Source organism: Sphaerisporangium sp. TRM90804, from assembly GCF_029846175.1.
In the GTDB taxonomy this organism is placed as follows: domain Bacteria; phylum Actinomycetota; class Actinomycetes; order Streptosporangiales; family Streptosporangiaceae; genus Sphaerisporangium.
In genome coordinates, this window is record NZ_JARWAC010000016.1 from 131155 (window position 1) to 157538 (window position 26384).

24 protein-coding genes and 1 pseudogene are annotated in these 26384 nt (G+C 73.6%); 16 read left to right on the forward strand and 9 right to left on the reverse strand.

What is annotated here, in order from left to right:
- Positions 1-84 precede the first annotated feature (84 nt).
- On the forward strand, positions 85-1464 hold the full coding sequence (locus PYR91_RS20965) for a glycosyltransferase family 4 protein (protein ID WP_279781963.1): 1380 nt from the start codon (positions 85-87) through the stop codon (positions 1462-1464).
- Positions 1458-3473, forward strand: a pseudogene (locus PYR91_RS20970) (alpha-(1->3)-arabinofuranosyltransferase family protein); the annotation flags it as partial. The gene PYR91_RS20965 and the pseudogene PYR91_RS20970, both read left to right, overlap by 7 nt.
- Positions 3474-5510: 2037 nt before the next feature.
- Here PYR91_RS20970 and PYR91_RS20975 read toward each other — a convergent pair.
- On the reverse strand, positions 5511-6779 hold the full coding sequence (locus tag PYR91_RS20975) for an acyltransferase (protein ID WP_279781965.1): 1269 nt from the start codon (positions 6777-6779) through the stop codon (positions 5511-5513).
- Between the two features lie 84 nt (positions 6780-6863).
- Between PYR91_RS20975 and PYR91_RS20980 the strand changes: the two genes are divergently transcribed.
- Positions 6864-7844, forward strand: coding sequence for a DUF3068 domain-containing protein (locus PYR91_RS20980; protein ID WP_279781967.1), 981 nt, complete (start codon positions 6864-6866; stop codon positions 7842-7844).
- On the opposite strand, the gene PYR91_RS20985 is transcribed toward PYR91_RS20980, so the two are convergent.
- Positions 7807-8553, reverse strand: a complete 747-nt coding sequence (locus PYR91_RS20985) for a class I SAM-dependent methyltransferase (protein WP_279781969.1) — start codon at positions 8551-8553, stop codon at positions 7807-7809. The genes PYR91_RS20980 and PYR91_RS20985 overlap by 38 nt on opposite strands.
- Before the next feature lie 188 nt (positions 8554-8741).
- Between PYR91_RS20985 and PYR91_RS20990 the strand changes: the two genes are divergently transcribed.
- From PYR91_RS20990 to PYR91_RS21000, 3 genes are all read left to right on the forward strand, one after another.
- Entirely contained in the window at positions 8742-9701 is a 960-nt protein-coding gene (locus PYR91_RS20990; protein ID WP_279781971.1) for a decaprenyl-phosphate phosphoribosyltransferase, read from the forward strand.
- Between the two features lie 118 nt (positions 9702-9819).
- On the forward strand, positions 9820-10728 hold the full coding sequence (locus tag PYR91_RS20995; protein WP_279781973.1) for a DUF3068 domain-containing protein: 909 nt from the start codon (positions 9820-9822) through the stop codon (positions 10726-10728).
- A gap of 197 nt (positions 10729-10925) precedes the next feature.
- Positions 10926-12044 carry a nitronate monooxygenase family protein gene (locus tag PYR91_RS21000; protein ID WP_279781975.1) on the forward strand — a complete coding sequence of 373 codons (1119 nt, stop codon included), beginning with the start codon at positions 10926-10928 and terminating at the stop codon, positions 12042-12044.
- A gap of 49 nt (positions 12045-12093) precedes the next feature.
- On the opposite strand, the gene PYR91_RS21005 is transcribed toward PYR91_RS21000, so the two are convergent.
- Positions 12094-12909, reverse strand: a complete 816-nt coding sequence (locus PYR91_RS21005; protein ID WP_279781977.1) for a crotonase/enoyl-CoA hydratase family protein — start codon at positions 12907-12909, stop codon at positions 12094-12096.
- A 224-nt stretch (positions 12910-13133) separates the two neighbouring features.
- On the opposite strand from PYR91_RS21005, the gene PYR91_RS21010 reads away from it, so the two are divergent.
- Genes PYR91_RS21010 through PYR91_RS21030 form a run of 5 tightly spaced genes read left to right on the forward strand, consistent with a single transcriptional unit; the run spans position 13134 to position 19399 of the window.
- Entirely contained in the window at positions 13134-14678 is a 1545-nt protein-coding gene (locus tag PYR91_RS21010) for an acyl-CoA synthetase (protein WP_279781979.1), read from the forward strand.
- Positions 14668-15576 carry an OB-fold nucleic acid binding domain-containing protein gene (locus PYR91_RS21015; RefSeq protein ID WP_279781981.1) on the forward strand — a complete coding sequence of 303 codons (909 nt, stop codon included), beginning with the start codon at positions 14668-14670 and terminating at the stop codon, positions 15574-15576. Before PYR91_RS21010 ends, PYR91_RS21015 begins: the two co-directional genes overlap by 11 nt.
- Before the next feature lie 27 nt (positions 15577-15603).
- Positions 15604-16623 carry a thiolase domain-containing protein gene (locus tag PYR91_RS21020; protein WP_279781983.1) on the forward strand — a complete coding sequence of 340 codons (1020 nt, stop codon included), beginning with the start codon at positions 15604-15606 and terminating at the stop codon, positions 16621-16623.
- A 2-nt stretch (positions 16624-16625) separates the two neighbouring features.
- Positions 16626-17774, forward strand: a complete 1149-nt coding sequence (locus tag PYR91_RS21025) for a thiolase domain-containing protein (protein WP_279781985.1) — start codon at positions 16626-16628, stop codon at positions 17772-17774.
- A 35-nt stretch (positions 17775-17809) separates the two neighbouring features.
- Positions 17810-19399, forward strand: a complete 1590-nt coding sequence (locus PYR91_RS21030; RefSeq protein ID WP_279781986.1) for an acyl-CoA synthetase — start codon at positions 17810-17812, stop codon at positions 19397-19399.
- Between the two features lie 18 nt (positions 19400-19417).
- Here the strand turns inward: PYR91_RS21030 and PYR91_RS21035 are convergent, their stop codons facing one another.
- Positions 19418-20014, reverse strand: coding sequence for a TetR/AcrR family transcriptional regulator (locus PYR91_RS21035; protein WP_279781988.1), 597 nt, complete (start codon positions 20012-20014; stop codon positions 19418-19420).
- 70 nt (positions 20015-20084) lie between these two features.
- Between PYR91_RS21035 and PYR91_RS21040 the strand changes: the two genes are divergently transcribed.
- The gene (locus PYR91_RS21040; protein ID WP_279781991.1) at positions 20085-20459 is read left to right on the forward strand and encodes a nuclear transport factor 2 family protein; all 375 of its coding nucleotides are present in this window, start codon (positions 20085-20087) and stop codon (positions 20457-20459) included.
- Between the two features lie 162 nt (positions 20460-20621).
- Here the strand turns inward: PYR91_RS21040 and PYR91_RS21045 are convergent, their stop codons facing one another.
- On the reverse strand, positions 20622-21026 hold the full coding sequence (locus PYR91_RS21045) for an ATP-binding protein (RefSeq protein ID WP_279781993.1): 405 nt from the start codon (positions 21024-21026) through the stop codon (positions 20622-20624).
- Between the two features lie 53 nt (positions 21027-21079).
- Between PYR91_RS21045 and PYR91_RS21050 the strand changes: the two genes are divergently transcribed.
- Together PYR91_RS21050 and PYR91_RS21055 are read left to right on the forward strand one after the other, a co-directional pair.
- Positions 21080-21490, forward strand: coding sequence for a DUF5753 domain-containing protein (locus PYR91_RS21050; RefSeq protein WP_279781995.1), 411 nt, complete (start codon positions 21080-21082; stop codon positions 21488-21490).
- A gap of 53 nt (positions 21491-21543) precedes the next feature.
- The gene (locus PYR91_RS21055) at positions 21544-21720 is read left to right on the forward strand and encodes a DUF397 domain-containing protein (RefSeq protein WP_347943384.1); all 177 of its coding nucleotides are present in this window, start codon (positions 21544-21546) and stop codon (positions 21718-21720) included.
- A gap of 95 nt (positions 21721-21815) precedes the next feature.
- On the opposite strand, the gene PYR91_RS21060 is transcribed toward PYR91_RS21055, so the two are convergent.
- A complete protein-coding gene (locus tag PYR91_RS21060; protein ID WP_279781999.1) occupies positions 21816-22055 on the reverse strand; it encodes a hypothetical protein in 240 nt (79 codons plus the stop codon).
- A gap of 94 nt (positions 22056-22149) precedes the next feature.
- On the opposite strand from PYR91_RS21060, the gene PYR91_RS21065 reads away from it, so the two are divergent.
- Positions 22150-22839 (forward strand): class I SAM-dependent methyltransferase, encoded by a 690-nt coding sequence (locus PYR91_RS21065; protein ID WP_279782001.1) that lies wholly within the window; start codon positions 22150-22152, stop codon positions 22837-22839.
- A 95-nt stretch (positions 22840-22934) separates the two neighbouring features.
- Here PYR91_RS21065 and PYR91_RS21070 read toward each other — a convergent pair whose 3' ends face one another.
- Complete coding sequence (locus PYR91_RS21070; RefSeq protein WP_279782003.1) at positions 22935-23324, reverse strand: helix-turn-helix domain-containing protein; 390 nt, start codon at positions 23322-23324, stop codon at positions 22935-22937.
- A gap of 121 nt (positions 23325-23445) precedes the next feature.
- On the opposite strand from PYR91_RS21070, the gene PYR91_RS21075 reads away from it, so the two are divergent.
- A complete protein-coding gene (locus tag PYR91_RS21075) occupies positions 23446-24279 on the forward strand; it encodes an SDR family oxidoreductase (protein WP_279782004.1) in 834 nt (277 codons plus the stop codon).
- 27 nt (positions 24280-24306) lie between these two features.
- On the opposite strand, the gene PYR91_RS21080 is transcribed toward PYR91_RS21075, so the two are convergent.
- Together PYR91_RS21080 and PYR91_RS21085 are read right to left on the reverse strand one after the other, a co-directional pair.
- Positions 24307-25224, reverse strand: coding sequence for an SMP-30/gluconolactonase/LRE family protein (locus tag PYR91_RS21080; protein ID WP_279782006.1), 918 nt, complete (start codon positions 25222-25224; stop codon positions 24307-24309).
- A 20-nt stretch (positions 25225-25244) separates the two neighbouring features.
- Positions 25245-26381 carry a tetratricopeptide repeat protein gene (locus PYR91_RS21085; RefSeq protein ID WP_279782007.1) on the reverse strand — a complete coding sequence of 379 codons (1137 nt, stop codon included), beginning with the start codon at positions 26379-26381 and terminating at the stop codon, positions 25245-25247.
- Between the last annotated feature and the right edge of the window lie 3 nt (positions 26382-26384).

Sequence of the window (26384 nt, forward strand, 5' to 3'; positions counted from 1 at the left end):
TGTCTGTTGCCTATGCCGGTTCGAGACGTGATGGTGCCGACGCCCGGATGGCCGCGAGGCCTTCGGGGGAGGCGCGTCGCCCTGGTGAACTGGCGCGATCCCTGGCACCACGCCGCCGGGGGCGCCGAGACCTACGCCTGGGAGATCGGCAGGCGGCTCGCCGCCGCCGGGGCGCGGGTCACCTTCGTGACGGCCAGGGACACCGGCCAGGCCCGCCGCGAGCGGGCCGACGGCGTCGACATCGTGCGCATGGGCGGCGTCTTCACCGTGTACCCGCTGGTCCTGGCCTGGCTGGCGCTCCGGCGCCGCCGGTTCGACGCGGTGGTCGACTGCCAGAACGGCATCCCGTTCTTCACCCCGTGGGCCGTGCGGCGCGGCGTCCCGATCGTCTGCGTGATGCACCACGTCCACGACGACCAGTTCGGCGTGCACTTCCCCTCCTGGATGGCCCGGGCCGGGCGGTTCCTCGAAGGGCCGGTCGCCCGCGCCGCCTACCGCCGCCACGCCTGCGTGGCCGTCTCGCCGTCCACCGTGGCGGCCATGCGCGACCGGCTCGCGTGGACGGGCCCGATCCACGTGGTGCCCAACGGAGGCGACCCGCCGCGGGAGGCGCCGTCGCCGCCGTCGCCCGAGCCGTCGGTGGTCTGCGTCGGCCGGCTGGTCGCCCACAAGCGGGTGGAGCGGGTCGTGGAGCTGGCCGCGGCGCTGCGCGACCGGTGGCCCGGTCTGAAGGTGCACGTCATCGGCAGGGGCCCCGAGCTCGACCGCCTGGAGCGGCGGGCCGCCGCCGCCGGGCTGGACGGCGTGGTGCGCTTCCACGGATACGTCGACGCGCACGAGAAGGAGCGGCTGGTCTCCTCGGCGTGGGTCCACCTGTCGGCCTCGCGCGGCGAGGGCTGGGGGCTGAGCGTGCTGGAGGCGGCGGCGCTGGGCGTCCCCACGGTCGCCTACGACGTCGACGGCCTGCGGGACGCCGTCCGCGACGGCCGCACCGGCTGGCTGGCGAAGCCGGGCCAGGCCCTGGAGGACGTCGTCGACGCCGCTCTGAAGGAGACCTCCGACCCGGCGCGCCGCGCCGAGCTGGCCGCCGAGTGCCGGGCCTGGGCCGCGAGGTTCGACTGGGACGCCAGCGCCACGCGCATGGCCCGCCTGCTGATGGTCTCCCGCCCCACACCGGGCGAGGCGTACGTCGTCCGCTACCGCCCCCCGTCGGCAGGCGCCCCGTCGGACGGGTCCCCGTCGGCCACCGCCCCCTCTGCCGGTTCCCCGCCGGTGCCGGACGCGGGTCGGGCCGCCGCCGGGGTTCCGGACGCGCCCGGCGTACGCCCGGCCGGGGACGGGGCCGTCAGGGCGGTGGTCGTGGAGTGCGCGACGCCCGAGCTGATCCGCGCGGCCGGGCTGGGGGAGATCCTGGAGATCCGCCCCGCCCGCCCGGAGGAAGTCCTGCTGGGCTCGCCGTGCTGAACGCGCCCGCCGATCCCGGCCGGGCCCGGCGCCACGTCCCGCACGACGAGAGGCTGCGCGGCCGGCTGCACCGGCTGGCCTGCTCGCTCCTGCTGACCGCGCTGGCCGTGATGACCCACCCGGGCCACCTGCTCAACGACACCAAGATCGACTTCGCGGTCACCCCGGCCGTCTTCCTGGCCCGGGCGCTCGACCTGTGGGACACCTCCCAGTTCGGGCAGCTGCAGAACCAGGTGGCGGGCTACCTGTTCCCCATGGGCCCGTTCTTCCTGCTCGGCGACGTCGCGGGCCTGGAGGGCTGGGTCGTCCAGCGGCTGTGGATGGCCCTGCTGATGGTGCTGGCGTTCCTCGGCGCCGAGCGGCTGGCCGCCCGCCTCGGCGTCGGTACGCCGCGCACCCGCCTGATCGGCGCCCTGGCCTACGCGCTCGCGCCCCGGGCGCTGACGCTGGTCGGCGTGCTGTCGGCGGAGTTCCAGCCCGCCGCGCTGCTGCCGTGGATCCTGCTCCCGCTGGTGACGGCCGTGCTGGGCGGCAACCGGGTCATCTGCGCCGCGCGGTCGGCGTTCGCCGTCGCCCTGTGCGGCGGGGTGAACGCCGCGGCCGTCGCCGCCGTGCTCGTGCTCCCCGCGCTGTACGTGCTGACCCGCGACCGGTCCGCGCGACCGTCCAGGATCCTCGCGTGGTGGGTGCCGGCGGTCGCGCTGGCCACCCTGTGGTGGACGATCCCCCTGGTGCTGTTCTCCCGGTACGGCTTCTCGTTCCTGCCGTACACCGAGAGCGCCGGGACGACGACCGCCGTCACCTCGCTGCCCAACGTGCTGCGCGGCACCTCCGACTGGGTGTCGTGGATCTACTCGGGCACCGGCCCGTTCCAGCCGGTCGGCTTCCAGCTCGCGACCACGCCGCTGCTCACCGTCGCCACCTGCGTGGTCGCCGCGCTGGGGCTGTGGGGGCTGCTCGACCGGCACATGCCCGAACGCCGCTTCCTGGTCGCCGCCGTGCTGGCCGGGGTGGTGATCATGTCGGCCGGCCACGCGAGCCTGCTGGAGCCGGCCTTCGCCGCCGGTGTGCGCGACCTGCTGGACGGCCCGCTGGCCCCGCTGCGCAACCTGCGCAAGTTCGACGCCGTCCTGCGCCTGCCGCTCGCCCTCGGCCTGGCGCACCTGCTCGCCGTCTTCCGCCCCGCCCAGGCGCGGGCCGCGGTCGCCGGGGTCGCGGTGGCGGGCCTGGCCGTCACGGCGCTGCCCGCGGCCACGCTGGGGCTGGCGGCCGGCGGCGCGTTCCGGCAGATCCCCGACTACTGGCACCAGGCCGCGGGCTGGCTGAACGAGCGGGCCGGCCAGCAGGGCGTGCTCGCCGTACCCGGGTCGCGCTTCGGCGAGTACACCTGGGGCCGGCCGCTGGACGAGCCGTTGCAGCAGCTCTTCACCGTCCGGTGGGCGGAGCGCCAGGTGGCGGCGGCCGGGTCGCTGGGCCTGGTGCGCCTGCTGGACGCCGTCGACCAGCGGCTCACCACCGGGCAGGGCTCGCCGGGGCTGGCCCCGCTGCTCGGCCGCATGGGCGTGCGCTACCTGCTGGTCCGCAACGACCTGGACCGCAGGGAGCTGACCGGGGCGTGGCCCGCCCGCGTCCACCAGGCGCTCGGCGACTCCCCGGGCATCACCCGGGCCGCCGCTTTCGGGCCGGACTCCGGCGGGAGCTGGACCGCCGACGACGCGCTGGACGGCCTCGACCCGGCGTACCCCGCGGTGGAGGTGTTCGAGATCGCCGGGGCGCAGGAGGCGGCGACCCTGGCGCCGCAGGACGACCTGGTGCGGGTGTACGGGGGCCCGGAGGGCCTGCTCGCGCTCGCCGACCACGGGCTGCTGGGCGCCGGAGCCCCGGCCGTGCTCAACGGCGACGCGACCGCCGGGGCCGACCCGCGCGAGGAGGTGGTCACCGACTCGCTGCGCAGACGCCAGCGCCAGTTCGGCGAGCTGCGGGTCTCCATGTCGCCCACCCTCACGGCCGGGGAGTCCCCGCCCAAGGCCGGCGCCGTGGACGACTACGTCGAGGACGGGTGGACGCCGTACCAGACGGTCGCGCGCTACCACGGGATCGCCGGCGTCGAGGCGTCCACGTCCGCCTCCGACCCCGGCGCGATCCGCGACCTGCACGGCCTGGGGTACCTGCCCTACGCGGCCGTCGACGGCGACCCGCGCACCGCCTGGCGCTCGGGCGGCTGGAACGGCCCGGTCGGCCAGTGGCTCAGGCTCGACTTCGGGCGCCCGCTGGACGTGGGCGCGGTCCAGGCCGCGTTCGTCTCCGACCCGGTGCTCGGCCCGTTCCCCGCCCGGGTCGCCGTGGAGACCGCCGCGGGCCGCGCCGAGCAGGACGTCCGGGCGACGGCCGAGCCGCAGCGGCTCGCCGTCCCGCGCGGGCGCAGCACGTGGCTGCGGGTCCGCGTCCTGTCGGTGCGCCGGTCCGGGCCCGCGGCGCCGGCCGGCCAGGACGGCACGGCGGTGTCGATCGCCGAGCTGTCCGTCCCCGGGGTGCTGCCCGCCCGCACGTACGTCTCGCCGGACCCCGGCCCGGGCGCGCCCGGGGCGGACACCGCGCAGGTGATGACCCGGGGCCCCGAGGGGCGGGGCTGCATGCTCGGCCCGGTGCGCTGGGTGTGCCGGCCGTCGCTGGACAAGCCAGGCGAGGAGGGCGGCGCCTTCGACCACACCTTCACCGCCCGCCGGTCGGCGACGCCGGGCCTGTGGGGGTACGCCACGCTTCGCGACCCCGCGCTGGCCGCCCGCTACACCGTGACGGAGCCGCTGCCGTCGGTGACCGGCTCCAGCGCCTGGTCGCCCGACCCGGTCGTCGGCGCCCGCTCGGCCTTCGACGGCGACGACCGCACCACGTGGGTCGCCGCCACCGGCGACGCCGCGCCTGAGCTGGACATCAGGTGGAAGGGGGAGCGCACCCTCAGCCGCCTCACCGTGCGTCGCCCGCCGACCGCCCGTACCCCCGCCTCGGTGATCGTCACCGGCGCCGACGGCTCGGTGCGCGGCGGCTGGCTGGCCGACGACGGCGAGGTGACCTTCCCCCGCCTGCGCACCGACCGACTGCGGATCCGCTTCTCCACCGCCGGCCCGTTGCAGGTCACCGACGTCGCCATCCCCGGCGTGGACCCGCTGCCCGACATCGCGGCGGGCCGCCTGACGCTGAGGTGCGGGCTCGGCCCCACCGTCGTGGTCAACGGCGCCCAGCTCCTCACCCGGGCCAGCGGCACCTACGGCGACGTGCTCGCCGGCCGGCCGCTGCGGTACGAGGCGTGCGAGCCGGCGCCGGTGGCGGCCGGTCAGAACCGCCTGTACGTCTCCGCGCTCGACCCGTTCCGGGTGGACTCCGCCGTGGTCGGCGACGCCCGGCCGGCCGGGCCGTCGCGGGTGGCCGGGGGGAGCGCCGTCGCGCGCGACTTCACCGGCACCACCCGCTCGGTGGACGTCACCGCCCCCGCGGCCTCCTACCTGATCGTGAACGAGAACTTCAACCGCGGCTGGCGGGCCACGCTCGGCGGGCGGGCGCTGCGGCCGGTGCGGATCGACGGCTGGCGGCAGGCGTGGGCGCTGCCCGCGGGCAGCGCCGGGACGGCGGTGCTGACCTTCACCCCCGCCGCGCTGTTCCGGTGGACGATCATCGCGGGCATCTGCGGCCTGGTGCCGGTGCTGTTCTTCGCCCTGCTGCGGGTCGTCGGACGCCGCGCGAGCCGGGCCGCGCCCTGGGCCGGGCTGGACCCGAGGCTGATGCTCGCCGGCGCGGCGGCGGCCGGGCTGTGGGTGGCCGGCCTCGCCGGGCTGGTGCTGCTGCCCCTTGCGACGTTCGCGTGCCTGCGGGCGCGCGGGCGCCCGTCCGGCGGGTTGCCGCCGTGGGTCCCGGGCATCGGGCTGGTCGCCGCGGGCCTCGTGCTCGCGTTCGGCGGCCAGGGCCCGCTGACCGGCGACGTCCTGCCCCAGCTGCTCGCCCTGCCGGTTCTCGCGGCGCTGCTCGCCGCCCTGCCGCGCGTCCCCGCCCCGTCAGTCCCCGGCACGCCCGCGCACGGGGAGCGCCCGGCCGATGGCGCGGAACGGCTCCTCGACCACCCGGTGGCTCGCGGCGGCGACGACCACGGTGATCAGGACGACCGCGGCCAGGACAGGCCAGAACCCGCCGGTCCGCTGCTCCCAGCCGAGCGTGCGGTACACGACGGCGATGACGAACACGTGCCACAGGAAGACGCTGTAGGAGATCCTGCCGAGGAAGCCCAGGACGGCGCCGCCGAGGACACGGCCCGCCGGCGTTGACGAGCCGGGCGCCAGCGCCACGGGCGCGACGAGGAACACGGCGACGACGGTGTAGAGCACGGTGCGGAAGAACGCCGACCAGAAGGTGTCCACGCCCAGCACCCGGGGCCCGGTGAGCTCCGTGCTCGCCATGGCGTACACCACGGCGGCGATCAGCCAGCACGTGCCCCACGACGCGGCGACCGTGCGGCAGAAGCGGCGCACGGGGCCGTCGGCGCCGCGCTCGGCGTGCGCCCAGGCGATGACCAGCGCAAGCGCCATGCCGGGGCAGAACCAGACCCAGTACCTCGGCAGCAGCGCCCCGGCCTGCGGGTTCCAGCGCGGCACGTACACGACCAGCAGGTACAGGGCCGACAGGGCGGTCAGCGCGCCCAGCGCCGCGAGCGCCCGCCGCGCCCGCGTGCCGGCGTCCGCGCCGCCCCGGCGGGCGTACCTCGCGATCAGCCAGGCCATGACGGGAAGCGTCAGGTAGAACGCGACCTCGATCGCCAGCGTCCACATCTGGTAGAGGCCCTCGGGGCCCGAGCCCTGCCACCACGGGTCGGGGTCGTAGACGGGCAGCAGCAGGAACCACTGCGCCCACGTCCACGGCGACCGGGTGTGCTCGGGGCTGAAGAACAGCAGCGCGGCCGTCACCACGGCCCAGTAGGCCGGCAGCACGCGCAGGGCCCGCCGCAGCAGGTAGACGCGGACGCGCGGGCCGGGCTCGCCCGTCAGCAGCGCTGCCGCCCACGGGCGGTAGAGCAGCAGGCCCGACAGGATGAAGAAGATCGGCACGCCGACGTCGCCGCGCGCGAGCAGCCGGCCGAAGAGCGACTCCTGGTAGGCCTGCCCGGTCGTGGCGGCGACGTGCAGCGCGAGCACGGCCAGGGCCGCGACCGCCCGCAGGCCGTCGAGGGCCCGCTGGTGGTCGCCGATCGGGGGAGGCTCCTGGACGCCGTCCGCCCGCCGCTCGGTGATCGTCTCGGCCAACCTGAGCCGCCTCGCGTAGGATTTGCACACTTTAACGCACGGTGTCGGGGTGAGGCCGGTGGCCTGGGACGGTGCGCGGCGGGCCCGGGCGAGGGCGGCGGAGGCGGAGGTCGCATGCGGCGCGGAGCGGGGCTGGCCCTGGTCGTGCTCGGCGCCTTCCTGCTCACCGGCGCCGCGCTGGTGCGCTTCTACGTCGCCGAGCGGGTCCCGGCCGCCCGGCTCGACCACTACGCCGTCGTGGCCACCGAGGCCGCCGGCGCCACCTACTTCGACCCCGCGACGGTGTCCGTGCGCACCGGGACGGTGCGCGGCACCACCACGATCCGCGGCGACGCAGGGCAGGGCGGGGACGGCTTCGCGGTGTGGGACTCCTTCACCGCGCTGGTCGCCGCCGACGGCGCCCCGGTGCTGTACTTCGAGGAGCGGGCCGCGCACGACCGCCGGACCGGCGAGGCGGTGAGCTGCTGCGGCGAGTTCGCCGGCGACCGCGGCCCGGCCGCCCACCGGGGCCAGGTGTTCGCCTGGCCGCACGGCACCCAGAAGCGCACCTACCAGGTGTGGGACGGCCTCACCGAGCGCGCCTACCCGGCGCGGTTCGACGGCGCCGACACCGTGGACGGGCTCGCCGTGTACCGCTTCGTCTCGGCGGTGCCGCCCACCCCCGGCCAGACGCGGGCGCTGCCGCCGAAGCTGCTCGGCGCCGAGGGCGAGGACGACGTCCCGGTCACGCTGTGGACCGGCGCCGCCAGGACGTACTGGGTCGAGCCGCTCACGGGCACCGTGGTGAACGCCGTGCGCGCCGTCGACCAGGAGTACCGCGCCGCGGACGGCGAGAAGCGGCTCACGGTGTTCCGGGGCACGCTGCGTCACACCGCCGAGCAGGTGGCGGGCGACGCGGCGACGGCGCGGCGGGGCGGGGCCCAGGTGCGCGCGCTCACCGTCACCGTTCCGCTCGGCGCGCTGGCGCTGGGAGCGATCGCGCTGGCGGCCGGGGCCCTGGTGCTGCGGCGGGCGTCCAGGCTCCCGGCCGGCGGCAGGGGGCCCGCCCACGCGGTGCTCAGCGGCGACGCAGCACCAGCAGCAGGTTCCAGGTGACGATCTCCCGCACGCCGGGCAGCCGCACCACCGGCCCGGCCCAGGCCGGCAGGTAACGCGGGGCGACGGCCAGCGGCTCTACGTCCTCGCGGCGCGCCACCCACCGCAGGGCGGCGCCCACCGACACCGGGTAGAGGCTGTGGCCGTACCTGTTCTTGGGCGGCCTTCCGTGGACGCGCTCGTACCGGCGGGCGGCCCGGTGCCCGCCGAGGTAGTGCCACGGCGAGGTCTCGTGCCCGCCCCACGGGGACAGCCAGTTGGTGTAGGCCAGGTAGACGACGCCGCCCGGCCGGGTGACGCGCACCATCTCGGCGCACATGCGCCACGGGTCGGGCACGTGCTCCAGCACGTTGGAGGAGAAGCACACGTCGACCGAGGCGTCCCGCACCGGCAGGTCGAGCGCACTGCCGAGCACGCCGCCGTCCGCCGGCGCCCCGGTGCCGGCCAGTTCGCCGGCGTCGGCGTCCAGGCGCAGGCACCGCGCGCCCCTGGCCTCGAAGGCCCGCGCGAAGTACCCGGGCCCGCCGCCGACGTCCAGCACCGTCCTGCCCGCCAGGCGGACGTGCTGTTCGAGCTGGGCCGCGGTGTCGGCCGCCAGGAGCGAGTAGTAGCGGTCCTGGTCGCTCTGCTCGGCGGTGAAGGCGCGGAACAGCCGCACGGACCGGGCGAGGTCGGCGCGGAACGGCGCCGCGGGGGAGGGGTCTGGCATGAGGGCTCGATCGCTGCGGGGCGGGCGGACGCAGGCCATGCTAGGGGATGATCCGGCACTAGAACGTGTTCCGTTTCGTTATCCGGGCGCCGCTGACGCGAGCGGGGGCCGCCACTACCATGGCGGGCCACAGAACGAAATTCTGGACCGAAGGCCGCAGGGTCACGCCGACACGTGCGGAGGACTCGATGCCCCACGTTCCACAGCAGGCCGTCGCGGGCGGCGTGCCGCTGGCCCGCCCGGGCCTGGCCCGGGGCCTGCTCACCGCCTGCCGGCCGCGGCAGTGGCTCAAGAACGTGCTGGTGACGGCGGCCCCGCTGGCGTCGGCCACGCTGTTCACGCCGTTCGGCCTCTGGCGCACCGCCGTGGCGTTCGTGGCGTTCTGCCTGGCCGCGAGCGGCGCCTACCTGCTGAACGACGCCGCCGACGCCGCGCGCGACCGGCTGCACCCGGTCAAGCGGCACCGGCCGGTCGCGGCCGGCGTCGTGCCGGTGCGCCTGGCACGCGTCCTCGGCGTCGCGCTGATGGCGCTGGCCCCGGTCGCGGCGGCGGCCACGGGGGGCTGGAAGCTGCCCGCCGTCGTGGCCGGGTACGTCGTCCTGGCCGTGAGCTACACCTTCTGGCTCAAGCACCAGGTGGTCGTCGACCTGGTGGCCGTGGCGGGCTGCCACGTGGTGCGCGCGTTCGCCGGGGCCGTGGCGGTGGAGGTGCCGGCGACCAGCTGGTTCCTGGTGGTGATCTCGCTCGGCTCGCTGCAGGTGGTGGCCGGCAAGCGTCAGGTGGAGCTGGCGGTGAACGGGACGGCGGGCACCCGTGGCACGCTGGCCGGGTACTCGGCGGCCTACCTGTCGCAGGTGCGCTCGATCGCCTCGGGCGCGATGATCGTCACGTACTGCCTGTGGGCGCTGCGGCAGGGGACGGGCGCGGCGGCGGTGGCGTACGCCGCCAGCATCGTGCCGTTCCTGCTCATCGTGCTGCGGCACAACCTGCTGGTCGACCGCGGCGCCGGCGAGGAGCCGGAGGAGCTGGCGCTGCGCGACCGGCCGCTGCAGGTCTTCATCGGCCTGCTGGCGCTCGCGCTGGCGGCCGGGATACACGTCCTCCCGCAGGTAGAACTCGTTTCCATCAATTTTGTGGCGGGCTGGTGACGTGGCACACCCCGCGCACTACGATCGCGGTCTACGCAGACGCTATTAGACGCAATGTCCTAGTACAGGCCAGCTGCCGGAACCGCGGAGGAATCGGATGCGGCGTATCACCGGAATCGTGCTCATAACGATCGGGGCGTTCCTAGTCACGCTCGCACCGCTGATGCGCTTCTACGCGGCCGACCGGCTGATCTCGGCCCCGGCCGACCAGTACGTGGTCACGAAGCTCCAGGCGGAGGACGCGCAGTACTTCAGCACCGGGGACCTGAAGGTTCTCACCGGCAACCTCGACATCACGGTGACCACCCGCGGCGACGTCGCGGCGGCAACCGGCGACCAGGTCGTCTGGGACGAGTTCACGGCCGTGAACGACGTGACCAACAACCGGCAGGGCATCTCTTTCAACCAGCGCCGCAGCGCCTTCAACAGGTATACCGGCGAGGGCGTGAACTGCTGCGGCTCCAATGTCGAGAAAGAGCCGGTGAACCTCTCCGGCCAGGTCTACCTGTTCCCGTTCGGCACCCAGAAGAAGGCGTACAAGGTCTTCAACGGGACGGCCCGCCAGGCGTTCGAGGCCCGGTTCGTGGGCGAGGAGACCGTCAACGGCCTGGCCGTCTACAAGTTCGAGCAGTCGGTCCCGCAGACCCGGACGCAGACCCTCACCGCCCCGGCCTCGGTGCTGGGGATGACCCAGTCGGGCGACGTGCAGGTGGAGCGCTTCTACGACGGCGTGGTCACCTACTGGGTCGAGCCGACGAGCGGCGTCCCGGTCAAGCAGGAGCAGCAGCGCCACGAGGTGCTCAAGACCGAGGACGGGGTCGAGCGGTCGGTCGCCTTCGTGGCCACGGCGAGGATGACGCCCGCCACCGTCGGCGAGCTGGTGGCCAAGGCCGTCGACGCCAAGGGCCAGATCAACCTGCTCAAGGTCACCGTCCCGCTGATCCTGCTGATCGTCGGCCTGGTCTTCGTGATCGCGGGCCTGCTGGTGGTGGCGCGCTGGCGGTCCAGCCGCCGCGCCCGGATCTGACCCCGGCGAGAACGGGCCGCGGCGGCGCGCCGCGGCCCTTTCGGCACGCCGCTCCGCGCTTTCTCGCCGCTCGCTGAAACGGGTTATCAACGCGTGCGCGCGGCTTTAGCGGAAACCCGTCGACGGCCGTCGGTCCGCGGCGGGGATTGTAGATAGAACACGTTGCAGTTCGGGTGGCGCGGTCGTACATTCGAGCCATGCGGACACGCGTCACCGACATGTTCGGCATCGAACTGCCGATCTTCGCCTTCAGTCACTGCCGGGACGTCGTCGCAGCGGTCAGCCGCGCCGGCGGCATGGGCGTGCTCGGGGCCCTCTACTTCACTCCCGAGGAGCTGGAGGTGGAGCTCAAGTGGATCGACGACCACGTCGACGGCAAGCCGTACGGCGTGGACGTCGTGATGCCCGCCTCGTACGCCGGGGACGACTTCGGCGTCGACTCCCCGGCCGAGCTGGTCAGCCGGCTCCAGGGCATGATCCCCGAGGGCCACCGCCGCTTCGTCGACGACCTGCTGGCCCGGCACGGCGTCCCCGAGGCGGCCGCCGACGCCGAGGCGGGGCGCGTGCTGCTCGGCTGGACCGACGCCACCGCGCGTCCCCAGGTCGAGACCGCCCTGCGGCATCCGATCGCGTTGCTCGCCAACGCGCTGGGCCCGCCGCCGCGCGACGTCGTCGAGCTGGCGCACTCCCACGGCGTCAAGGTGGCCGCGCTGGCCTCCACGCCGCGCCACGCGGTCAAGCAGGTCGAGGTCGGCGTGGACGTGGTGGTGGCCCAGGGCACCGAGGCCGGCGGGCACACCGGCGAGATCTCCACGATGGTGCTGATCCCGCAGGTCGTGGACGCCGTGGACGTCCCCGTGCTGGCCGCCGGCGGCATCGGGTCGGGCCGTCAGATGGCCGCCGGCATGGCCCTGGGCGCCGAAGGCGCCTGGACCGGCTCGCTGTGGCTCACCGTCGAGGAGGCCGACACGCCGCAGGTGGCGCGGGACAGCATCCTGCGGGCGACCTCCCGCGACACCGTGCGGTCGCGCTCGTGGACCGGCAAGCCCGCCCGCCTGCTGAAGAACGCCTGGACCGACGCCTGGGAGTCGCAGGAGTCGCCGGGCACGCTGCCGATGCCGCTGCAGTTCATGCTGATCTCCGGCGCGCTGCGCCGCATCGGCGCCTCCGACGCCACCGAGCTGGCGACCTTCCCCGCCGGGCAGATCATCGGCGCCATGAACCGCGTCAGGCCGGCCAAGGACGTCGTCTTCGACCTGGTCGAGGAGTACGTCGAGGCCGTCGAGCGCCTGGGCCGCCTCACCGGCGACGGATGACGTGACCGGCCGGGGCTCCCGGCGCCGGCCCCTCGCGAGGGCCGGCCGGTCACCTGCCGCGGTAGACGGGCGGGCGCTTCTCGCGGAAGGCGAGCGAGCCCTCCCCAGCGTCCTCCGAGCCGATCACCGGCCACCCGATGGCGTCGGAGACCTTGAGCGCCTCGGCCTCGGCCATGCCGAGCGTCTCCCGGTAGGCGCGCAGGATCGCCTGGACGGCCAGCGGGCCGCAGGCGGCCACCCGGTCGGCGAGCTCGCGGGCGGCGGCCAGCGCGCCGCCGTCCGGCACGACCTGGTTGACCAGGCCCATCGCCAGCGCCTCGCGCGCGGTGACCGCGCGGCCGGTGAGCAGCAGGTCCATGGCGAACGCGTAGGGGATCTGGCGCGGCAGCCGCACGGCGCTGCCGCCCATGGGGAACAGCGCGCGCCTGGCCTCGAACAGCCCGAGCGTGGCCGACTCGGCGACCACGCGCAGGTCGGTGCCGACCAGCAGCTCGGTGCCGCCCGCCACCGCGTACCCCTCGACCGCGCAGATGATCGGCTTGGTGGGCAGGGCGCCCTCGTCGCGCAGCAGGCCCTTCCAGTGGACGTCGGGGATCTGCTTCGCGCGCTCGGCGACGCGCGGGTCCGCCGAGGGGGTGCCCATCGCCTTGAGGTCGGCGCCGGCGCAGAAGGTGCCGTTCGCGCCGGTCAGGATGCCCACCCGCACGCCGGGCTCGGCGGAGACGTAGGCCCAGGCCTCGGCGAGCCCGACCAGCATGTCCTGCGACAGGGCGTTCCTGGCCTCGGGACGGTCCATCGTGACCACGACGACGTGGCCGTCCCGCTCGACGCGGCAGTGCGGCGTGCTGATGGGCAGGAGATCCATGGCGACCCCTTCTCGGCGGGCGCTCGCGGCCGCGGGACGGCCGGGCGCCGCTATCAATCAAGCGCTTGCTCGGTAAGCTGCGCCGGGTTTAGTCTGCGGCAACGAACTAGAACAGATTCTCGTTCGCGAACCGCTCATATACCAGGGCTTGTCGGGACTTCTGGAGCGTGCTTCACTGCGGCGGCATCCGGGAACGTCACGACGGAGTGGACAGGGGAGTTCCGATGGGCTCGCTCGGCTTCTGGAGGCTCGCGCGGCAGGATCCGTCGTGGGTGGCGGCGGTGGACCCCGACGGCACCGAGTACACGGCCGGCGAGCTGCTGGCCCGGGCCGACCGCCTGGTCCACGGCCTGCGCGACCTCGGCCTGCGCACGGGGGACGGCTTCTGCGGCCTGGTGCCCAACGGCGCGGAGGGCCTCGTCCTCTACCTGGCCGCGCTCCAGGCCGGCTGGTACTACACCCCGGTGAACTGGCACCTGACCGGCCCCGAGATCGCCTACATCGTCACCGACAGCGAGGCCAAGGCGTTCTTCGTGCACGAGCGGTACGCGGCGGAGGGGGCGCGGGGAGCCGAGCCGCTGGAGCCCGGGCGCCGGTTCGCGTTCGGCGCCGTCGAGGGCTTCCGCCCCGCGTCCGAGCTCACCGACGGGCGTCCGGACACGATGCCCGGCGACCGCACCGCCGGGGCCACCATGCACTACACCTCCGGCACCACCGGCCGGCCCAAGGGGGTCAGGCGCCCGCTGAGCGGCCTGGACCCCGACGACGCGGCCGAGCTGATGTCGTTCCTGCCGGGGCTGTTCGGGATCACGCCGGGCCCGCCCAACGTCCACCTGGTGACCTCGCCGAACTACCACACCGCGGTCACCCAGTTCGGCGGCACGGCCCTGCACATGGGGCACAAGCTGGTCTTCATGGACCGGTGGGACGCCGAGGAGATGCTCCGCCTCTGCGAGCGGCACGGGGTGACCAACTCCCACATGGTGCCCACGCAGTTCAAGCGGCTGCTGTCCCTGCCGCAGGAGGTCCGCACGCGGTACGACCTGTCGTCGCTGCGCTGGATGATCCACGCCGCCGCGCCGTGCCCCGTCCCGGTCAAGTGGGCGATGCTCGACTGGTGGGGCGACTGCGTCTACGAGTACTACGCGGCCACCGAGGGCGGCGGCACGATCGCCACGCCCCAGGACTGGCGCAAGCACCCGGGGACGGTCGGCTCCGCCTGGCCGATCAGCGAGCTGCTGATCGTCGACGACGACCACCGGCCCGTTCCGGCCGGCACGCGCGGCACCGTCTACATGAAGATGAGCGGCCTGGGCTTCGAGTACAAGGGCGACCCCGCCAAGACGGCGGAGAACCGGCTGCGCGAGTACTTCACCGTGGGCGACATCGGCTACCTCGACGACGAGGGCTTCCTGTTCCTGTGCGACCGCAAGGTCGACATGATCATCTCCGGCGGCGCCAACATCTACCCGGCCGAGGTGGAGAACGAGCTGGTCGTCCACCCCAAGGTGGGCGACGTCGCCGTGTTCGGCGTCCCGGACGACGAGTGGGGCGAGCAGGTCAAGGCGGTCGTGGAGCCCGCGCCCGGCTGCGTGCCCGGGCCCGAGCTGGCCGAGGAGCTGCTGCGCTCGCTGGAGGGGCGGCTGGCCAGGATGAAGTGGCCGCGCACGATCGACTTCGTCGAGGTGATGCCGCGCGAGCCGAACGGCAAGCTGCTGCGGCGCAAGCTGCGCGATCCGTACTGGGAGGGCCGCGACCGTGCCATCTGACCCCGGCGAGAGGGTCGCCGAGCACGTCCTGGAGTTCCCCGGCGGCTACACGCGCACCACCGGCCCGGTGATCGGCCGGTTCCTGACCGAGCTGCGCGAGGGCCGCGTCGTCGGCGTGCGCACCGCCGAGGGGCGGGTGCTGGTGCCGCCGCTGGAGTACGACCCGGCCACCGGTGAGCCGGTGACCGGCGAGTACGTGCCGGTGGGCCCGGCGGGCACCGTGCAGGCGTGGGCGTGGGTGGGGACGCCGCGCAAGGCGCACCCGCTCGACCGGCCGTTCGCCTGGGCGCTGGTGAAGCTGGACGGCGCCGACACCGCGCTGCTGCACGCGGTGGACGCGGCCGGGCCCAAGGCGATGCGGCCGGGGCTGCGGGTGCGGCCCCGCTGGAAGCCGGAGGGCGAGCGCGTCGGCCACGTGACCGACATAGCGTGCTTCGTCCCGGAGGTCACCACGATGGCCGCGCCGATCCGCACCGAGTACCGCGTGCGGCCCGGGCAGTCGCTGGCGCGCTTCCTGCGGGGGGTCGGCGACGGCGTCTTCGTGGCCGGCCGCTGCGCGCGCTGCGACAAGGTGTACGTGCCGTACCGCACGACCTGCCCCGAGTGCGGCTCCACGATCGACGAGGAGCGGGAGCTGCCGGGCACCGGCACGGTCACCACCTTCGCGATCAACAACCTGCCCGACCCGCGCGCGCCCGAGGTGCCGTTCGTCTCCGCCTACATCCAACTCGACGGCGCGGACGTCCCGATGATCGCCCTGCTCGGCGACGTCCCGGCCCACCAGGCGCGCCAGGGCATGCGCGTGCGGGCCGTGTGGGTGCCGCCCGAGGAACGCACCGCCTCGATGACCGACATCCGATGGTTCGCCCCCACGGGCGAGCCCGACGCCGACCTGTGACCGTCAGGCTCGTGAGGGGAGAACCGCGTGCGTGAGGTGGCGGTCGTCGCGTTCGCCCAGACCAGGCACACCGGCCACGACGAGGGCCTGACCGAGCCCGAGCTGATCGCGCCGATCATCCGGGAGGTCAAGGAGGTCTCCGGGCTGTCCCGGTTCGGCTTCACCTGCTCAGGCAGCTGCGACTACCTGGCGGGGGCGCCGTTCTCGTTCGTCTCCGCGCTGGACGCCCTCGGCGCCTGGCCGCCGATCTCCGAGAGCCACGTCGAGATGGACGCCGCCTGGGCGCTGTACGAGGCGTGGGTGCGGCTCCAGCACGGCGACGTGGACACCGCCCTCGTCTACGGCTTCGGCAAGTCGTCCCTGGGCGACCTGCGGGAGATCATGACGCTCCAGCTCGACCCGTACTACCTGGCGCCGCTCGGCCTCGACCAGGTGTCGTCCGCCGCGCTGCAGGCCAGTGCGCTGGGCGCCGACCCCGCCGCGCTGCGCGAGATCGTGCGGCGCAGCCGCGCGGACGGCAGGGCCAACCCGTACGCGCTCGACCTGCCCGACCCCGGGGACGAGGAGTTCGAGGTCCAGCCGCTGCGCCCGAGCGACGTCGCGCCGCTCACCGACGGAGCGGCGGCCGTGGTGCTCGCGGCCGGCGACCTGGCGAGGGAGCTGGCCGAGCGGCCCGCGTGGATCGCCGGCATCGCGCACCGCACCGAGCCGCACTACCTGGGCATGCGCGACCTGGCCCGCTCGGCCTCGGCCGCCGACGCGGCGCGCGCCGCCGGGGTCGGCAAGGGGCCGGTGGAGGTGGCGGAGCTGCACACGCAGTTCAGCCACGAGGAGCTCATCCTGCGCGAGGCGCTCGGCATCCCGCCGGACGCCGTGGTCAACCCCTCCGGCGGGCCGCTGGCCGCCAACCCCGTCATGGCGACCGGGCTCATCCGCATCGGCGAGGCCGCGCGGAGGATCCTGGACGGCCGCGCCGGCCGCGTGGTGGGGCACGCGTCGTCCGGGCCGTGCCTCCAGCAGAACCTCGTCACCGTCCTGGAGGCCTGAGCATGGGGAACCGCTGCGCCGTCATCGGGGTCGGGCAGACCGCGTACCGCACGAGGCGGCAGGACGTCTCGATCGCCGGGCTGGTGCGGGAGGCGGCGCTGCGGGCGCTGGAGGACGCCGGGCTGACGTTCCGCGACATCGACGCCGTGGTCATCGGCAAGGCGCCCGACCTTTTCGAGGGCGTCATGATGCCCGAGGCCTACCTCGCCGACGCCCTGGGCGCCTCGGGCAAGCCGATGACCCGCGTCCACACCGCCGGCAGCGTCGGCGGCTCGACCGCGCTCGTGGGGGCCTCGCTGATCCAGGGCGGCGTGCACGAGCGGGTGCTCGTGGTCGCCTTCGAGAAGCAGTCGGAGTCCAACGCCACCTGGGCGCTCTCCACCCACCTGCCGTTCAACGCCTCGCTGGTGGTCGGCGCCGGCGGGTACTTCGCGCCGCACATCCGCGAGTACATGCGCCGCTCCGGCGCGCCCGAGCACGTCGGCACGCTGGTGGCCGTCAAGGACCGGCGCAACGCGCTGCTGAACCCGTACGCGCACCTGCGGATCCCGGGCATCGACCGGGCCATGGTCGAGGCCACGCCGATGCTGTGGGAGCCGATCCGCTACCTGGAGACGTGCCCGTCGTCCGACGGCGCCTGCGCCATGGTGCTGGCCGCCGAGCACAAGGTGACCGGCACGCCCGCGTGGGTGCACGGGACGGCCATGCGGTCGGAGCCGATCTTCCGGGCGGGGCGGGACACCGTGAACCCGCAGGGCGGCAAGGACTGCGCGGCCGACGTCTACCGGCAGGCGGGCGTCACCGACCCGCGGCGGGAGATCGACGTGGCCGAGGTGTACGTGCCGTTCTCCTGGTACGAGCCGATGTGGCTGGAGAACCTCGGCTTCGCCGCCGAGGGCGAGGGCTGGAAGGTCACCGAGTCGGGGGCCACGGCCCTGGACGGCGACATCCCGTGGAACGCCTCGGGCGGGGTGCTCAGCTCCAACCCGATCGGCGCCTCGGGGCTGATCCGGTTCGCCGAGGCCGCGCTCCAGGTCAGGGGCCTGGCCGGCGAGCACCAGGTCGACGGGGCGCGCCGGGCGCTCGGGCACGCGTACGGCGGAGGGGCGCAGTTCTTCGCCATGTGGATCGTCGGGAGCGACAGGCCGTGAGGGCAGGCGGCACCGAGATGTGAGGAGTGTCCCCGATGGAGTTCAACCACGCCGATCTGTTCGAGGGCCTGGCCGACGCGATCGGGGACCGCGTGGCCGTGGTCTGCGGCGACCGCCGCATGACCTACGCCGAGCTCGACGCGCACGCCGACCGCCTGGCGCGTTTCCTTCTGGAACGCGGCATCGGGCCGGGGGCGCACGTCGGGTTCCAGCTCTACAACGGCATCGAGTACGTGGCCGGGCTGCTGGCCGTGCTGAAGATCAGGGCGGTGCCGGTCAACGTCAACTACCGGTACGTCGAGGCCGAGCTGCGTTACCTGTACACCGACTCCGATATCGCGCTGCTGCTGTTCGACGCGGAGTTCGGCGCCCGCGTGGCCGCCGTCGCGGCCGAGTGCCCGAAGCTGGAGACGCTCGTCTCGGTGGGCGGCCCGTCGGACGTCAAGGGCGCGGTGCCGTACGAGGAGGCCGTCGCCGGGCGGGCGGCGGGGCGCGACGTCTACACCAAGCGGTCCGGCGACGACCTGTACATCATCTACACCGGCGGCACGACGGGCATGCCGAAGGGCGTCATGTGGCGCATGCACGACCTGTTCATGGCGTTCGGCGGCGGCAACCCGCAGGGGGAGCCGCTCAGCGAGCCGGGACAGGTCGTCGAGACGGCGCGGGCCAACGGGCCGATCATCATGATGCCGGCAGCCCCGCTGATGCACGGCGCCGGGCAGATGGGCACGTTCGTCACCTGGTTCCTGGGCGGGACGGTCGTCTACACCCGCAGGTTCGACGCCGCCGAGGTGCTGCGCGCCGTCGAGCGCGAGAGGGTGCTCACGCTCAACATCACCGGCGACGCGATGGCCCGCCCGCTCGCCGACGAGATCGCCGCCGGGTCCTACGACCTGTCCTCGCTGTTCGCGCTGAGCTCCACCGGCGCCATTCTGAGCGGGACGGTGCGCGAACGGCTGGGCGAGCTGCTGCCCGGTGTGATGATCATCGACAGCTTCGGCACGACAGAGTCGGGCTACACGGCCTCGGCCGTGGCCGGCTCCTCGCCGGAGTCCGGCCTCAAGTACCAGCCGAAGAACACCGCGCGCCTGGCCGTCCTGGACGCCACCCTGACGCCCGTCAAGCCCGGCTCGGGCGAGATGGGCACCGTCGCCAAGGCCGGGAACATCGCCCTCGGCTACTACAACGACCCCGAGAAGACGGCGGCGACCTTCGTCACCACCCCCGACGGCACCCGCTGGCTGCTCACCGGAGACCTGGCCAGGGTCGAGGACGACGGCACCATCCTGGTCTTCGGCCGCGGCTCGCAGTGCATCAACACCGGCGGGGAGAAGGTCTTCCCCGAGGAGGTCGAGGCGGTGCTCAAGGGCCACCCCGCCGTCTTCGACGCCGTCGTCACCGGCCTGCCCGACCCCCGCTGGGGCACCCGCGTCGCCGCCGTCGTCGAACCCCGCGAGGGCGTCGCCCCCACCCCCGAAGACCTCGACGCCCACTGCCGCGAACGCCTCTCCGGCTACAAGGTCCCCCGCACCTACGTCTTCGTCCCCCGGATGGTCCGAAGCCCCTCCGGCAAGGCCGACTACAAATGGGCCAACCAGACCGCCCGCGCGGCCCAGCCCTGACCGAACACCAGCCGCTGATCAGGGCTCACGGGCGCCGTACACGCGCAGGACGCTGTGGCGGAGTGCCGCCGCCGTCTGTTCGGTGGTCACGCGGCCGGCGGCGACCTCGCCGCCGGCCGCGTGACCGAGCGCGATGGTCGCGGAGACCAGCCAGGCAGGGCTGAGGGTGCCGTCGAACTCGCCGGCGGCCTGGCCGCGCCTGATCAGCTTCTCGAGGCGTTCGACGACCGCGGCATGCCGGCGGTCGGACTCCGCCGGGCCGGCGGCGGCCACCGAGGGATGCAGGAGCAGCGGGTACCGGTCGAACAGCCGCCAGGTGACGTCCAGCCAGCGCAGCAGCGCCTCAGTGGCGGTGCCGCTCTCCATGTCGGCGACGTCCAGTGCGGCTACGGCTTCGGCGGTGATGTGGTCGACGACCGCGGCCACCAGCAGCGTTCGGGACGGGTAGTGGGCGTACACGGTCTGGCGGGTGACGCCGGCCGTGGCGGCGACCTGTTCCACCTTCGCATCCGGCTGCCGGCCGAGCACCTGGACGGCGGCGTCGAGTACGGCGGCGGCGCTGCGCTCGGCGTCCGAACGCCGCCGCCGGCTCCGGCGGCCGGCTATCTCTGACACGTTGTCTAAGCTACCACCGGGCGTTATCGTAGACGCGATGTCAAAGTTAAGTTGATTTCAAGGAGATCGAATGACGCCCCGCACCGATCTGACCGGCTATCTGACCCGCTATCCGCAGGAGGCGGGGCTGGGCGACGAGGATCCGGCGACCGTGCTGGACCGTTACCACACGCCGGACTACGAGCTGGTCAACGACGGTGTGCGGCTGGACCGGCAGCGGCTGCTCGACCACATCCGCCCGGCCCGCAACCGGGCCACCGGTCTCCGTGTCGAGGTGGAGCAGGCCCTGGTGGACGGTGACCAGATCGCCGCCCGCTACCGGCTCACCGCGGAGCTGCGTAAGGGCGGCGCCATCACCACCGAGATCTACCTGTTCGGCGAGCTGGCCCCCGACGGCCGCCTGCGCCGCGCCACCCAGGCCACCCGCACGATCCCCTCCGCATAGCTGCACGGGCACGTCGCGCGGTTCCTGAATACCGTCCGAGCTGGCCAACCCCCGAAATGGCACCTTCGGCGCAGGCCTATTCCTGCGCCTCTCGTCGGCCGGCTACGGACCTGCTTCGCAGGTGGAGGATGGGGGTGAGGCTCGGTCGCCGGGTCCAGGCCGTCAGCGCGCCATCTCGAACCACACGACCAGCCCCGACTCGTTCTCCGTCCATCCCCACGCCGAGGACATCTCCCGCACCAGCCATAGCCCACGGCCGCTCTCACTGAGAGGGTCCACCTGTGCGGGAATCTGGGGGATGCCGTTCGGGGAGCCCTCATCGATCACTTCGACGCGCAGCCCGCGAACCGTGTCCGCGACCACGAGCCGCACGATCCCCTGATCCCCACGTCCGGAATCGGAGTGCCGTACCGAGTTGCCGATGAGTTCGCTCACCAGCAGCGCGACCTCGTCGGCGTCCCCCCGCCCCGCCGCGTGCAGCAGCGACCGCACGTACTCCCGCGCCACCCCCACCGAGCTGGCCCTACCGGGCACGTCGGCCGCCCCGAGCAGCCCCGCCGTCCTCACCGAGCCACCTCCCAGACACGCTCGGCCGCATCGTCCGCCAGCGCCCGTACTCGTTGGATCCTCGCCGGTGTCCCGGTGAAGAACTTCAGCACACTCATCGGCTCCGCCTTCCGTCGGGCGTAGTCCTCGGCGAGGGAGTCCTCCGGCAGCTCGTAGGGACGGACAAGACCACGGCCGAGCAGCTCGGACGGCTTTCGGAACATCGGCCGAACGTGGTCGTCCAAGTCCTGCCCTACCGCGCGGGAGCGCACCCCGCGCTGACGGGGTCGTTCAACATCGTGGGGTTTCCCGCGTCCAGCGACCTCGACGTCGTCTACTTGGAGAACATGGCGAGCGCCCTCTACCTAGAGGAAGCCGAAGACGTGCGGAGATACGCATCGGTGTTCGACTACCTGCGTGCGATGGCACTGAGTCCGAAGGAATCGGCCGATATGCTGGCGCAAGCGGCAGATGCGCTCGCGTGAGCGAGCCAGCAGGGAGGAGGCGCGGGATGTCTCACACGGATTCGCCCAGCGCCATGTGGCGCACGAGTACGTACAGCGGCGGAAACGGGAACTGCGTCGAGATCGCGGATCTCCCTGGCGGCATGGTCGCCGTCCGCGATTCGAAAATCACGGACGGCCCTGTGCTGAGGTGCGAGCGTGCCGCATGGGTCGCCTGTCTAGGTGCGATCAAATCGGGCACGGTCGGCTAGTGCGTTGACCTCGATTGTTGGCGGGCGGGTTCCACGCCGGTCGGTGTTCACGGTGCCGGCTCGGCGGGCCCCATCCTCGAAGCGGAAAAGGGCATTCAGGCGGGCTCAGGCGAAGTAGTGGCTGAGGTGGGGTCGTCGACCGCCCAGAAGCCGCCGAGCCAGGCGACGTATTCTCCGGTCCGCTCGGGGGTGCCGGAGCCGGCGGGGACGCCGAGGTGGGACGAGAAGACCCCGGCCACCTCGTACGACAGGAAGGGCGTCCAGGTCGATCCGGGCGAACGCGTCCACGTCGACGGGGGCGGCGATGATCCGCAGCCGCTCCCCGACCCGGCCATCCGGCTGGGTTCTTCTCCGTGGCGAGCGCTGCCGGCCGGCCGCGAGTTGGGAGGAGGGGCCGCGAACGGGCGCCCGGCGTTGTATGGATGAGTCATGACCGCGCGCTATGAGGGCCATGCCGAGTGGTACGACGACTACATCGGGACCAGCGCCGCCGACAACGTCGACGCGATAGTCCAGCTCCTCGGCCCCGGGAAGGGCCTGTGCCTGGACGTCGGCTGTGGCACCGGTCTCTACCTCGACGCCCTCCGGTCGACCGGCCGGACCGTCGTGGGGCTGGACCGGGCGGCCGACCAGCTGCGTCTCGCCCGCCGCCGGGATCGCGCCCCGCTCCTCCAAGGCGACGCGACGACGCTTCCGTTCGCCGCGGGCACCTTCGGCACCGTCGCCGCGCTGTGGGTCTCCACCGACGTCGGCGACTTCGCCGGGCTGCTGAGGGAGGCGGCGCGCGTGCTGCTTCCGGGCGGCTCGCTGCTGTTCTACGGCGTGCATCCCTGCTTCAACGGCCCGCACATCGAGCCGCGGGAGGACGGGGCGATGGTCATCCACCCCACCTACCGCATCAAGGGCTGGCACGACCGCGCGCCGTGGTGGCGCCCCGGCGGGGTCCGCGACCGGGTGGGAATGAGCCAGGTGCCGCTACCCGACCTGATCAACGCCTTCATCGACGCCGGGCTGAGCATCGACCGGGTGTACGAGCCGCGCGAACACCCCATCCCCTACGTGCTGGCGGTGAAGGCGTCCCGTCGAAACGACAACCACCGCCCTGCCCAGCCGGGCTAGCCGGAGCGACGGCCGCCCCCGGCCTGTCCGTACAGCGCGACGACCAGGAGCGTTTGGCCTGCCGCGGGCGCCGACCCGGGGTGACGGGCCTTGCGCTACCTGTCGTTCCGCTGCCCCGCGACCCCCGACTGAGCGCGCCGGTCGTAGGCCGCCTGGGCGGCCAGCACGTCGTCGCTGTTCGTCTCGGCCCAGCTCTGCAACGACTCCAGCAGGTCGTGCAGGCTCAACCCGAGCCTGGTGAGCTCGTACTCGACCCGCGGCGGCACGACCGGATAGACCGTACGCGTCACCAGGCCGTCGCGCTCAAGCCCGCGCAGGGTCTGGGTCAGCATCTTCGGGCTGATGTCACTGATCTTGGTCTGCAGCTCCGAGTAACGCCGCGGGCCGTCCGTCAGCGTCAGCAGGACGAGAACGCTCCAGGTGTCGCCGATCCGGTCGAGCACCCGGCGGCTCGGGCAGTCTTTCGCGTACACGTCTACCGTCACCAGGACACTATCCCCGAAGTGTGTACGGCACTTCAAGGTGCCCACTCTCTTTCGGGAAGTGATGCTCGACCTGGCCCGTTGGCCATGAGCGCAAGCATCGCCCCACCTGAGGGAGTCTGACATGACCATCGTCGTCACCGGAGCCACCGGACATCTGGGCCGGGCCGTCGTCGAGTCGCTGCTGGATCGCGGAGTGCCCGCCGACCAGATCCTGGCCACCGGCCGCGACCTGAACAAGCTCGCCCGCCTCGACGTCCCGTCCCGGCGCGCCTCGTACGACGATCCCGAGAGCGTGCGCGCCGCCTTCACCGGCGCCGACAAGGTGCTCTTCGTCTCCGGCAGCGAAGTCGGCCGGCGAGTCCCGCAGCACCGCAACGTGGTCGAGGCGGCCAAGGCCGCCGGCGTCGGGCGGGTGGTCTACACCAGCGCGCCGAAGGCCGACACCTCCGACATGCGGCTGGTCGCCGAGCACCGGGCGACGGAGAAGATGCTGCTCGACTCGGGGGTGCCGGCGGTCTTCCTGCGCAACGGCTGGTACCTCGAGAACTACGACGTGGCCGACGCGCTGGAGCACGGCATCTTCGGCGCGGCCGGTGAGGGCAGGATCAGCGCCGCGCCCCGCGTGGACTACGCCGAGGCCGCCGCGGCGGCGCTTCTCCTGGACGACCCCAAGCAGGTGTACGAGCTGGGCGGCGAGTCGTTCACCCTGGCCGAGCTGGCGGCCGAGATCTCCCGCCAGTCGGGCCGCGAGGTGACCTACACCGACCTGAGCGAGGAGAAGTACATCGAGATGCTGGTCGGCGCGGGCATCCCGGTGGAGGGCGCCAAGGTCTACGCCGACAGCCACCGGGCGGCGTCCAACGGCGCCCTGGAGATCGAGGGCGACGACCTGGCGACCCTGCTCGGCCGCCCGGCGACCCCACTGTCCACCGCCATCAAGAACACCCTGGCCTGAGAGCGTCGTGGCACCCGGGAGCGGGCGTCAGCGGGGGCGGGGGGCGGCGGCGAAGTTGACCCTGATGGAGTACAGGGAGCTGCTGGCGGTGATGAAAAGCTCGTTGCGCTTGGGGCCGCCGAACGTGAAGTTGGAGACGACCTCGGGGACGAGCAGCTTGCCGATCAGCGTGCCGTCGGGGTCGAAGCAGTGCAGGCCGTCGTGGGCGGCGGCCCACAGGCGGCCGGCGTCGTCCAGGCGGACGCCGTCGAAGACCCCGGCGTCGCAGGTGCCGAAGACCTCCCCGCCCGACAGGGCGCCGTCCTCGCCGACGTCGAAGCGGCGGACGTGCTTGGCGGGGGTGTCGACGACGTACAGATGACGCTCGTCGGCGGAGAAGGCCAGGCCGTTGGGGCGGCCGAAGTCGTCGGCGACGACGGCCGCCCTGCCGGTGACCGGGTCGACGCGGTAGACGTGGCAGCCGCCGGTCTCGCTGTCGCCCCGGTTGCCCTCGTAGTCGCTGGTGATGCCGTAGTCGGGGTCGGTGAACCAGATGGACCCGTCGGAGTGCTCCACCACGTCGTTGGGGCTGTTGAACCGCTTGCCGTCCACCCGGTCGGCCACGACGGTGAGCGACCCGTCGTGCTCGGTGCGGGTGACCCGGCGGTGGCCCTGCTCGCAGCTGATCAGGCGGCCCGCGCGGTCGACGGTGTGCCCGTTGGCGTAACGCGACGGCTGCCGGAAGACCCCGACGGCGCCCGTCGTCTCGTCCCACCGCAGCACCCGCTCGTTCGGGATGTCGCTGAAGACGAGGTAGCGACCGGCCGGAAAGTAGGCCGGCCCCTCGGTCCAGCGGCACCCGGTGCGCAGGCGCCGCATCAACTGATCGCCGTTACACCTGCGGAACCGGTCGTCCAGCACCGTGAACTCCGCCTTGACACTGTCGGACATCTCACGCTCGATCACGAAAGCGAACCCTACGGCGGTCAGGCGTCCTCGTGGGGGAGGTCGCGGAGGATCTGCAGTTGTTCTCTGCTGGCGCCCAGGGTCTCTGCCCGGGGAAGTAGGGCTTCGATCTCGGCGGCGCGGCCGGTCTCGCGCAGGAGCTGGGCGTAGGAGAAGACGGCGCTCAGCCAGCCGGCGTCGATGCTCTCCATCAGGAGGTCCTCGGCGGCCTCCAGGTTTCCCCGCTCCTGCTCGATGAGGGCGAGGTCCTCGTAGGCGGCGTCGGAGCCGTCGTCGATGGCGCGCCGGTAGTACTCGGCGGCCTCGTCCAGGCGGTCGCCGTCGGCGAGGAACTCGGCGTAGTAGTACAGGGCGCCCTCGTCCTCGTTCTCGACGGCCGCGCGGAAGTCGGCCTCTGCGGCCTCGCGGGCCTGCGGGCCTGCGTGGTCGGCGAGGAACTGGGCCCGGTGCACCAGGGCGTCGGGGGTCCCGGCGGCGACGGCGCGGTCGAGGTAGGCGCGGGCGGTGTCGAGGTCGCCGCGCTGCTCCTCGGCGAGCGCGAGCTTCACCAGCGCCGTCGAGCGCGCGGAGGTGTCGGCCTCCACCGCCTGGCGCAGCCAGGTGACGGCCGCCTCGGTGTCACCGCGGTCGAGTTCCAGGCCGCCGAGGTTGCTGTAGGCCAGGGCGTCCCCCTGCGCCGCGGCCTCGCGCAGCACCCGCTCGGCCTCGGCCAGGCGCGAGGCGTCCTCGGTGAGGAAGGAGCCGTAGTCGTTGAGCGCGCCGGGCGCGCCCCGGCGGACGGCCTCGGCGTACCAGCGCTCGGCCCGCTCGCGGTCGTCCACGGCCTCGGACCAGATGGCGGCGACCCGCAGGGCGGCCGACGCGGACCCCTGCGCGGCGGCCCGCTCCATGAGCTCGGCGGCCTCGGTGGCGCGGTCGTCGGCGAGCAGCACGTCGGCGAGCCAGTCGTAGGCGTCGGAGTCCCCGGCGGCCAGGGCCGCGCGCAGGGTCCGCTCGGCCGCGCGGATGTCACCGGCGTCGAAGAGCATCGCGCCGTACTTGACCCCCGCCCCGGGTACCCCGTCCCGCACGGCCTGCTCGTACAGCCCGGCGGCCTCCTCGCCCAGGCCCATGGCGGCCAGGCGGTCGGCGCGGCTGAGGACGTCGTCGCTGCTCATCAC

Excerpts from the sequence above, each read along its gene's own strand:
- PYR91_RS20985 (WP_279781969.1), bottom strand. The coding sequence starts at position 8,553 with ATGCCAGACCCCTCCCCCGCGGCGCCGTTCCGCGCCGACCTCGCCCGG.
- PYR91_RS21040 (WP_279781991.1), top strand. The coding sequence starts at position 20,085 with ATGACGCCCCGCACCGATCTGACCGGCTATCTGACCCGCTATCCGCAG.
- PYR91_RS21030 (WP_279781986.1), top strand. The coding sequence starts at position 17,810 with ATGGAGTTCAACCACGCCGATCTGTTCGAGGGCCTGGCCGACGCGATC.
- PYR91_RS21060 (WP_279781999.1), bottom strand. The coding sequence starts at position 22,055 with ATGGCCGGGTCGGGGAGCGGCTGCGGATCATCGCCGCCCCCGTCGACG.
- PYR91_RS21075 (WP_279782004.1), top strand. The coding sequence starts at position 23,446 with ATGACCATCGTCGTCACCGGAGCCACCGGACATCTGGGCCGGGCCGTC.
- PYR91_RS21065 (WP_279782001.1), top strand. The coding sequence starts at position 22,150 with ATGACCGCGCGCTATGAGGGCCATGCCGAGTGGTACGACGACTACATC.
- PYR91_RS21055 (WP_347943384.1), top strand. The coding sequence starts at position 21,544 with ATGTGGCGCACGAGTACGTACAGCGGCGGAAACGGGAACTGCGTCGAG.
- PYR91_RS21005 (WP_279781977.1), bottom strand. The coding sequence starts at position 12,909 with ATGGATCTCCTGCCCATCAGCACGCCGCACTGCCGCGTCGAGCGGGAC.
- PYR91_RS20980 (WP_279781967.1), top strand. The coding sequence starts at position 6,864 with ATGCGGCGCGGAGCGGGGCTGGCCCTGGTCGTGCTCGGCGCCTTCCTG.
- PYR91_RS21000 (WP_279781975.1), top strand. The coding sequence starts at position 10,926 with ATGCGGACACGCGTCACCGACATGTTCGGCATCGAACTGCCGATCTTC.
- PYR91_RS21085 (WP_279782007.1), bottom strand. The coding sequence starts at position 26,381 with ATGAGCAGCGACGACGTCCTCAGCCGCGCCGACCGCCTGGCCGCCATG.
- PYR91_RS20990 (WP_279781971.1), top strand. The coding sequence starts at position 8,742 with ATGCCCCACGTTCCACAGCAGGCCGTCGCGGGCGGCGTGCCGCTGGCC.
- PYR91_RS21025 (WP_279781985.1), top strand. The coding sequence starts at position 16,626 with ATGGGGAACCGCTGCGCCGTCATCGGGGTCGGGCAGACCGCGTACCGC.
- PYR91_RS21010 (WP_279781979.1), top strand. The coding sequence starts at position 13,134 with ATGGGCTCGCTCGGCTTCTGGAGGCTCGCGCGGCAGGATCCGTCGTGG.